Source organism: Bartonella sp. TT119HLJHH (assembly GCF_042193385.1).
GTDB lineage: Bacteria > Pseudomonadota > Alphaproteobacteria > Rhizobiales > Rhizobiaceae > Bartonella.
This window is the reverse complement of the sequence record NZ_JBHILS010000027.1, coordinates 1-8,437: the sequence shown is the minus strand read 5'-3', so window position 1 is coordinate 8,437 and position 8,437 is coordinate 1. Positions and strand designations below refer to the sequence as shown.

Genomic DNA, 8,437 nt, shown 5'->3' with positions numbered 1-8,437 from the left:
GCAGTCACGACCCAGATACAACAGACAGTTTTAGGAAAGAAGCGCGCTCTGATTTGTGAATGTAGTGGCAAGGGTGTTCTTGATTTGGTTGACAATTTGCAAGTTGCAGAGGATTGGGCGCGTGAGAATGGCGCTTTTGAAATGGAGATCTTGGGTCGTTTGGGTTGGAAACGTGCATTGGACAAGCAAGGTTACAGCATAGATATGCTTTATTACAGGAAGGAATTGTGAAATGGGGAGCAAGACACCAGCAACAACAGAACAAAAGCAGGTACAGACAAGCGCCCCTCCTGCATGGATGCAGAATGTCTTTAAGCGTGGGGGTGCAGATGCGTATAACATGTATGACACAGGGATGGGTGGTAATGTTTATGGTGGTCCTCGTGTAGCGCCGTTAAGTGATCAAACGCGCTATGGAATTGGTGGTCTTGGAAGTATTCCTCATCATTATCAAAATCGCTCTTTGATGAATACAATCTATAATCCAACGTCGGCAGCCATGAATCTTCGACATATGGCCTCTGGTGGTATGATGGGAGAAAATTCGTATTTCAAACAAGCACTTCAAGAAGCATTAGATGATTCAGACACTCAAATTAACCGATATTTCTCAGGGATTGGTCGTTATGCAACTCCTGATCATAGAGAGGAAATGCGGAAAGGAAGAGATTCTATATACGCTCGTGCTATGTTAGAGCAATATAATCGTGATGCGGACCGCATGATGCAAGCCAATGCCATGATAGACCAAGCCAATCAAAATCAATTGGGCGCCTCAAATAACTTCTTACAGGGTTATGGCAATGCCTATTCCAATGCCATACAGGGGGGAGGTGTGCTTGATAATTACAATCAGAGAGTTGTTGATGCCAATCGTGAACGTTGGCTGGAACAAGACAATAGCGGCTGGAATAGGTTGAATATGCTTATGAATGCCGGTCATGGCTTTGCAAGGAATTACGGCACGACGACGAATAATCATACAATCTCTAAGATAGAGGGCAATAATCCGTGGAAAAATGTAGGGGCTATAGGTTCTTTAGCACTTCAAGCAGCACCGATGGCTTTTGGTTACATGGCAGGTGGTCCAATGGGAGCAGCGTTGGCAGGAGGAGCATCCAAGTTGTTTTTAGATTACATGAATCAAAAGAAAGCTCTGGAGAATAATTAAAGAATAGTTTTGTAGGAGAGTGTGATGGCATTTCCAATATTATTTCCATTATCTTTTGCAGGTTTGATGGCTGCGAGAGCTGCGCCTCATGTTTTTAGGTATCTTGCTCCTAAAGCGGTTACAGGGGCGAATAGATTGGGACAATTAATAACAAAGAACCCCGTGGGGAATTTCATAACAAAGTACCCCAAAACCTCTCTATTTATGACTGGAATGTCAGGCATTGAAAGTATGATGACACCAGAGAAAGCACAAGCCCCATCCAACCCCTATTTACAGAATAGTCTGAATCCATATGGACCATTTATGCCCTATACGGCTCCTAAAGCGGAAATGCCTCTTGGATTTGATCAACATCCACCCATGCCAAATGCACTAGAGAGTACTCCACAAGAACTAAAACCTCATGTTAATGAACAAACGCAACCATTAGCACCCGCTTCCCCAACACCGACTCCTGAACTGACAGATGCAGAGAAATTTTTACAGTCCAATACTTATAAGTTTTTTCAATCAGATGCGTATCAGAAACTCAAAGATCTTTTTGCAGGTATGGCGGCAGCACCCACAGATGGTTCTGGATGGGATGCGCTTGCAAGTGGTGTGAAGCATCTTAATGAAGGAGATAAACAAAGAGGGCAGGTTAATCAGACTGTCGAGTATCTAAAGTCCAAAGGCTACAGTGATGAAGAAGCTGCTGTCATGGCAAGGAATCCTCAAATGCTTAGTGCGATGCTAACAGGTGGTGATAAACCTCAGTTAGATAAAGGTTATGAATGGGATCCCAATTCACAACTAGGTGAACGTAGAGCGAGACCGGTTAAGGGGTCGATGCAGGAACTTGAGTATAATCAGAAAAAACGAGACATAGAAGAGTGGGAAATAGGTAAGAGAAACACTGCTGCTGTAGCAGCAAAAGAAATTAATCATATTGTGGATACAGTTAACAATGCTCTTCAAATTATAGAGAAGAATCCCAAAAAGGCTGCTGGTAAGGTCGGTGCTTTTGCTCAGATTTTCCCCGATACTGCTGCAAAAACATTAAAAAATAAATTAAAAACGCTTGAAGGTGGTGTCTTTGTTCGAGTGATTGAAGCAATCAAAAAGCAAAGTGACGGCGGGAAATTAGGCGTTGGACCGTTATCTAATGAAGAAAGCAGGCGCATAGTAGCATCTTATGGTACTATGGACATTAGCGATAAACCAGAAGAACTATATAAAACGCTCTTAAAAATCAAAGATATGTTTGATCTTTTTAAAAAACTGAATGATGAGGAAATTTATAGGTTGTCAAATGGAATGGAAGTAAGACCGCGTCTAAAGTATTCTGCTCAATATGCTAATCAGTCGATGTCACAAGGAGGTAGTGCAAACTTGCCAACTATAAGTAGCAGAGAAGATATTAAAAAACTTGCTATTGGAGAAAGAGTATCCATACCAGACGGTAACTATATATATGACATTATTAGGGATAGATAAATGGTTCATCATAATAATACTCATCAAGATTTTCCAGATTTTGGTACTGGAATAAGAATTATACGCCGTATCCCTAAACATGAATACGAAAAATCGGTAGAGGAACCATTTCCAGATTTTGGTACTGGAATAAGAGTTATACGTCGTATCCCTAAAGATGAATACGAAACATCACCGCAACATCCCGAAATAAGTAGCAGTGAAGCCTTTTGGAATTCTTTAAAGCATGGTTTGAGTTTTAATTTAGATGATGAGATTGCGGGGATTACAGCGGCAGGACGTGATTCTGATGATCAGTTGGCAATAAGTGCTTTTTTGAATGGGCTTTACAACTATTGGACTGGAGATAAGAAAACCATAGAAAAATATGAGAAAGAAGCCAATAGAATACGTGATTATTATCGTAGGATGAGTGATCAACATTATTGGACTTCTTTTGCTGGAAATGCTTTAGGGTCGGCAATCCCTTCACTTGCGACTTTAGGGGGAGGATTATTAGCATCAGGAGCACGCTTTGTAGCGCCTACACTTGCAAGGAATGTGGCGGGGTCAAAATTAGGTCAAGCCTTTTTGAAAGCAGGTCAGTTACCCCCAAGTCGATTTGCAAGTCCATTTTTAGGCATCACGAACAAAACAACATTGCCGCATTTGCTTAAAGTAGGGGCGGCATCTGGTGCATTACATGGCGCAGGAGAAGGCGAAGGGCTTGGTAATACACTTACAAGTACGTTATCTGGTGCAGGTTTAGGAGCGGGCGGGGCATTGGTTGGAAGTGCTTTAGGTCATTTGGCTGGTTCTACTGTCGGTGGAATACGAAGACTTTTTTCTCCTTCTCATAAGGAAGGTGTTGCAACAGACACATTAAGAGCAATCAGTAAACATTTAGGTAAGGAGGCTTCTGAAGAGCTAGGAAACTCTTTTAAGAATGCAGTTCCTACCGATTACGTAGCTGATCATAGTCCTTTTTTACAGGATCTTGTTTTTGATATCGCGAAAAGAAATCAAGGAGCTTATCTTGATTTGACTAAAAGAGCTGGGCAGAGAGCGTTGGGAGGAGGGGAGCGTATTCATCAAGCCGCTGATGAACACTTTGTTCCTCGTCAAAATGTCACAGGTTTAAAAGATGATCTTATCGCGAGTAGAGAAGCAGAATCACATACTCTTTACGAAATAGCCAAGAAAACGCCGATAGGAGAAAAATATTATGGTGCTCTTAATGATTTAATGAAGCGTCCATACTTCAAACAAGCTTATGATGAAGGACTAAAGCGGTTTATTACGGATGGCAACAACGTTAGTCCGTTTTCTTCTCAAAAATTTAGTCTCCTTAAGGAGAAACCAAACATGGGGGCTCTTCATAAGACTAAGGAGGTTGTCGATTTAATGATAAGGACCGAAAGGAGACAAGGAGATAATAGCCAAGTTCGCAGTTTAGTAGGCATTCAGAAAAAGTTATTAGAGCTTATGGATGATATATCATCTGAATATAAGAAGGGACGGGCATTATATCATCAATATAGTTCAGATGTAGATGCTATGGATGAAGGTTCCAAAATTCTTAGAAAGTCAGTTAATAAGGATAAATTCAGTAAAACTTTTGATGAATTACCAGAGGGAGAACAAGAATACTTTAAAAAGGGATCAAGAGCAAAACTTTTACAAGGTATGGGGCAAGCAGGAGATCAAGTTTCCAAGGCAAAAGATATTTTTGGTACGAATGATCTGTATGAACGATTTGCAACGATTTATGGAGCAGATAAAGCTTCTGCTGTTAAGAATGTTGTCAATAAAGAAGCTGATTATGCAGATTTTTATAATAGAATACCAAATCGTATAGCGAATAAAGAGATATCTTTTACGCATAATGTCAGTATGCCAACGGGTAAATTTGATGCAGCTATGCAAGCAGGAAAAGCGGCGGTGAAGGCTTCTTGGATTCCTTTCAAAGAGGCGGCGTTTAGAGAGCGTCAACGGATTGAAAAGGATGTTGTCAAGTTGTTAACAGGGGGGACACAGATTAAGAATGATCAAATTGTAGCTCTCATTCAACGCATGGTAAACGCGCATCATAAGGGATATGCGACGAAAGAATGGTTCAAAAAGCTATCTGCTGCTTTGTTTGGAGGTGGGGGAAAAGCCTCAACGGAGGAGTTGAATTTATTGAGTGCATTTGAGTAAGGGAGGAGATTAGGCATGACCCGTTCTAGTCCTTCTGTTAATCAAGCGATACGGCAAACGGCAGCGCGATATGGTTTGCCAGAGAGCTATTTGTACCGTGTTGCGCAAGTTGAAAGTGGAGGCAATCCGAATGCAAGGAATCCACGTTCTTCTGCTGGTGGTTTGTATCAATTTATCGATAGCACCGCCAAACAATATGGTTTGCAGGATAGGTTTGATCCCATGCAAGCGGCAGATGCCATGGGGCGGTTGACGCTTGATAATCGCAATCATTTAAGCCGCCTTTTGGGAAGAGCGCCTAGTGAAGCGGAGTTGTATTTAGCACATCAACAAGGTGCAGGAGGAGCCGCGCGGCTTTTGCAAAATCCCCATGCCAATGCGGCGCAAATTGTTGGGAGCAATGCGGTTGGCTTGAATGGTGGAAACAACGCTATGCGTGCAAGTGATTTTGTCAACCGTGTATTACAGATGTATGGTGGGCAGCCTCATAGAGCAAGTCCTACAGCGCATGGTGGCATTAGAAATAGAGACAACTTGTTAGAGGTTTTAAGGGCATTATTAGCATCACAAGAAGAGGCTTCGGAAGAAGAAGAGAGTGATGATGATAATCCTTTGATGACGCAATTCATGCGGGCGTTTTACGGACCATTTTACCGGAATTAGGATTTATGAGAGATGTCAACGATCTATGATTGGTCGCTTAGAGCGGCGGATAATACGCGCGTAGATGATTTGATTGATTGGTCTGAAGGACAGCATCCTAGCAGTGTGAACACGAGCGCCCGTGTGATGATGCAGCGCGTAAAGGAATACTTGTCAGACACGGGTGGAGAGCTTGAAGGCATTGTTACAAATGATCATGTCCAACAAACGAGTGTGATACGAGTTGCAAGCAGCTCACAGTTTTTAGAGTATAAGAATGGTATCGTTTTGCGCTTTATGGCTATGGGTAAGAATGTTGGAGCGACCACGATTGTCTTAAATGCTTTAGATGGCAAGCCGGTTTATAAGGCAACGGAAACGGGTTTATCGCTTTTATCAGGGGGCGAAATCCAACAAGGGTGCATTTATACATTGTTTTATAATGGAGATCATTGGCAACTTGTTAATCCTACCTCTATCCCTTTAGAAGAAGAAAGCAGTCTTTATCCCACGGGTTTTATAGGAACGTTTGGAATGCGCGGGATTCCAAAGGATTGGTTAATTTGCGATGGGAAGGCTTATTTGCGTCGTGATTATCGTGATTTATTTGAGACGATAGGAACGGTTTGGGGAGAGGGGGATGGCGCCACGACATTTAATGTTCCGGATTTTCGAGGGATGTTTTTACGGGGTGTTGATGGAGGGCGCAATATTGATGAGGGGCGTTCTTTTGCAAGTGTGCAAACAGATTTAATCGAGTCTCACCAACATCAAGGACAGAGCCTTTCGATGTCTCATTTTACCAGCAACGAAAACTTTTGGGATGGGAATACGACAGATGTATTGGGCTATCGTCTAGGCTTGTTTGGGGGGAGCTCTCTAGCGAATTTTATGGGTATAGAGCGTGAGAATTTAGGAGGCTACATTGTAAGTTCTTATACTCTTGATGAGAGCCAAGAGGTTGTTTTGGAGAGCACTGGTGAAGGCGAGACGCGTCCAGTAAATGTGAGTGTTCTTTTTGCGATTAAGACATGAGGTGTAAGATGTCGACGATCTATGATTGGTCTTTAAATGCCTCCTTGAATGCCTATTGTGATGATTTAATAGATTGGTCAAAAGGACAACGACCTAGTAGTCTGAATAATAGTGCTCGTGTGATGATGCAGCGTGTGCGTGAATATTTATCCGATACGAGTGGTGTGATTGAAAGCACTTTTACGGTTGATGCTGAACAACAGACGACGTTGATAAGACTTCAAAGCCAATCGGCATTTTTAGAGTATAAGAATGGGATATCAGTTTGTTTTAAAGCAAAGGGCAAGAATGTTGGGAAAACCGCAATTGCCTTGAATGATTTAGCCGGTAAGCCGGTTTATAAGGCAACGGAATTAGGTATCCGTGCATTATCTGGAGGTGAGCTTCAAAGGGGATGCATTTATAGCTTGGTTTATAGGGATCATGCTTGGCAAGTTTTAAATCCTACGCCTCTCTCTTTATCACCAGAACCGGTTATTCCCATTTATCCGACAGGGACGATAGGGATTTTTGGGATGCAAGTTTTGCCGGATGGTTGGTTGCCATGTGATGGAAAGGCTTATTCGTGCAGTGATTATCCTGCTCTTTATGAAGCGATAGGGATCAGGTGGGGTGGAGCTGATACTTGGAACAAGTTTAACGTTCCCGATTTGCGTGGTGTTTTTTTACGAGGTGTTGATGATGACCGCGAGATAGACCGCTTTCGTTATCTTGGCACTTTACAGAATGACGCAATAAGAAAGCATGATCATAGTGGTCAATCCTTTACGATTTTGAATGATGAAAATCAGGAAGAGAGTTGGCATGGTGATATGACGATCATCTGGGGCTATGTGTTGAATGACCAGCAAAGGTTGAAGCTTGCTGAACGTTTGGGTGTGCGGGCAGAGGATATACGCGTGCACCATAAGCTTGCCTTTCCGCATTCCCACCTTCATATGCGTGATGTTGCCTTGGCAAGTTCAGGTGTAAGTGAGACGCGCCCGATTAATATGAGTGTTGTGTTTGGAATCAAGACGTGAGGTTCAGATGTCCACGATTTATGATTGGTCTTTAACGGCATCTGAGAATGGTGGTGCTGATGCTTTAATTAATTGGTCAGAGGGACAGCACCCTAACACGGTTAATAATAGCGCTCGTTTTATGATGCAACGGGTAAGTGAGTATTTATCGGATACGGGGGGTGTTCTTGAAGGGATTGTGACGGTTGATAATAAGCAAAAGACGAGTGTGATAAGGCTTTTAAGCCAATCGGCATTTTTAGAGTATAAGAATGGCATATCAGTTTGTTTTAAAGCGAAAGGCAAGAATGTTGGGGCGACAACAATTGCTTTAAATAATTTAGCCGGTAAGCCCGTTTATAAGGCGACAGAAAATGGTTTATTAGCCTTATCGGGAGGTGAGATACAAGATGGCTGTCTTTATACGCTTGTGTATGATGAAGAGCTTATGGGTTGGCAAGTTCTCAACCCGACAAGGGGCAAAGTTTCTTCCTTAAAACGCTTACCTTCCGGTCTGATAGGACCGTTTGCAATGGAACGTTTGCCGGATGGTTGGTTGCCATGTGATGGGAGTGCTTATTCACGGTATGTTTATTGGGATTTATTTTCTGCGATAGGAACGACGTGGGGAGAAGGAGATGGCGCCACGACGTTTAATGTTCCCGATTTTCGGGGGCTATTTTTACGGGGACTTGATAATGAACGCAATTTAGACCCTTGGCGTTCTTTTGCAAGTCTTCAAGGCTATTCTTTGAAAGGGCATGAACATTTTATAGGTCCCGCCTCTTCTGATGGTCGTTCTTCACGAAAAAAACGGGATATTTCTTCTTCTGAAGCGCCCGTGACAAGGCGAAAGAGAGCTATAGACGAAGAGTGTGTAGGTTTGAGTGGGGATGCCTTGGAAAGGTGTAATCAAGAATTTGACCAAATA

General features: G+C 42.6%; 7 protein-coding genes and 1 pseudogene. All 8 read left to right on the top strand.

Going from position 1 to position 8,437, the window contains the following annotated elements:
• Positions 1-231: pseudogene (locus ACFIJL_RS08225) on the top strand (hypothetical protein); the annotation flags it as partial.
• 1 nt (position 232) lies between these two features.
• A complete protein-coding gene (locus ACFIJL_RS08220) occupies positions 233-1,171 on the top strand; it encodes a hypothetical protein (RefSeq protein WP_375624152.1) in 939 nt (312 codons plus the stop codon).
• Between the two features lie 66 nt (positions 1,172-1,237).
• Positions 1,238-2,650 (top strand): hypothetical protein, encoded by a 1,413-nt coding sequence (locus ACFIJL_RS08215; protein ID WP_375624150.1) that lies wholly within the window; start codon positions 1,238-1,240, stop codon positions 2,648-2,650.
• The gene (locus tag ACFIJL_RS08210; protein ID WP_375624148.1) at positions 2,651-4,828 is read left to right on the top strand and encodes a hypothetical protein; all 2,178 of its coding nucleotides are present in this window, start codon (positions 2,651-2,653) and stop codon (positions 4,826-4,828) included.
• A gap of 15 nt (positions 4,829-4,843) precedes the next feature.
• Positions 4,844-5,491, top strand: coding sequence for a transglycosylase SLT domain-containing protein (locus tag ACFIJL_RS08205; protein WP_375624146.1), 648 nt, complete (start codon positions 4,844-4,846; stop codon positions 5,489-5,491).
• Between the two features lie 12 nt (positions 5,492-5,503).
• Positions 5,504-6,505 carry a phage tail protein gene (locus ACFIJL_RS08200; RefSeq protein ID WP_375624144.1) on the top strand — a complete coding sequence of 334 codons (1,002 nt, stop codon included), beginning with the start codon at positions 5,504-5,506 and terminating at the stop codon, positions 6,503-6,505.
• Positions 6,506-6,513: 8 nt separating this feature from the next.
• On the top strand, positions 6,514-7,527 hold the full coding sequence (locus ACFIJL_RS08195) for a phage tail protein (protein WP_375624142.1): 1,014 nt from the start codon (positions 6,514-6,516) through the stop codon (positions 7,525-7,527).
• A gap of 7 nt (positions 7,528-7,534) precedes the next feature.
• A partial coding sequence (locus ACFIJL_RS08190; protein ID WP_375624140.1) for a phage tail protein occupies positions 7,535-8,437 on the top strand: 903 nt, incomplete at its 3' end.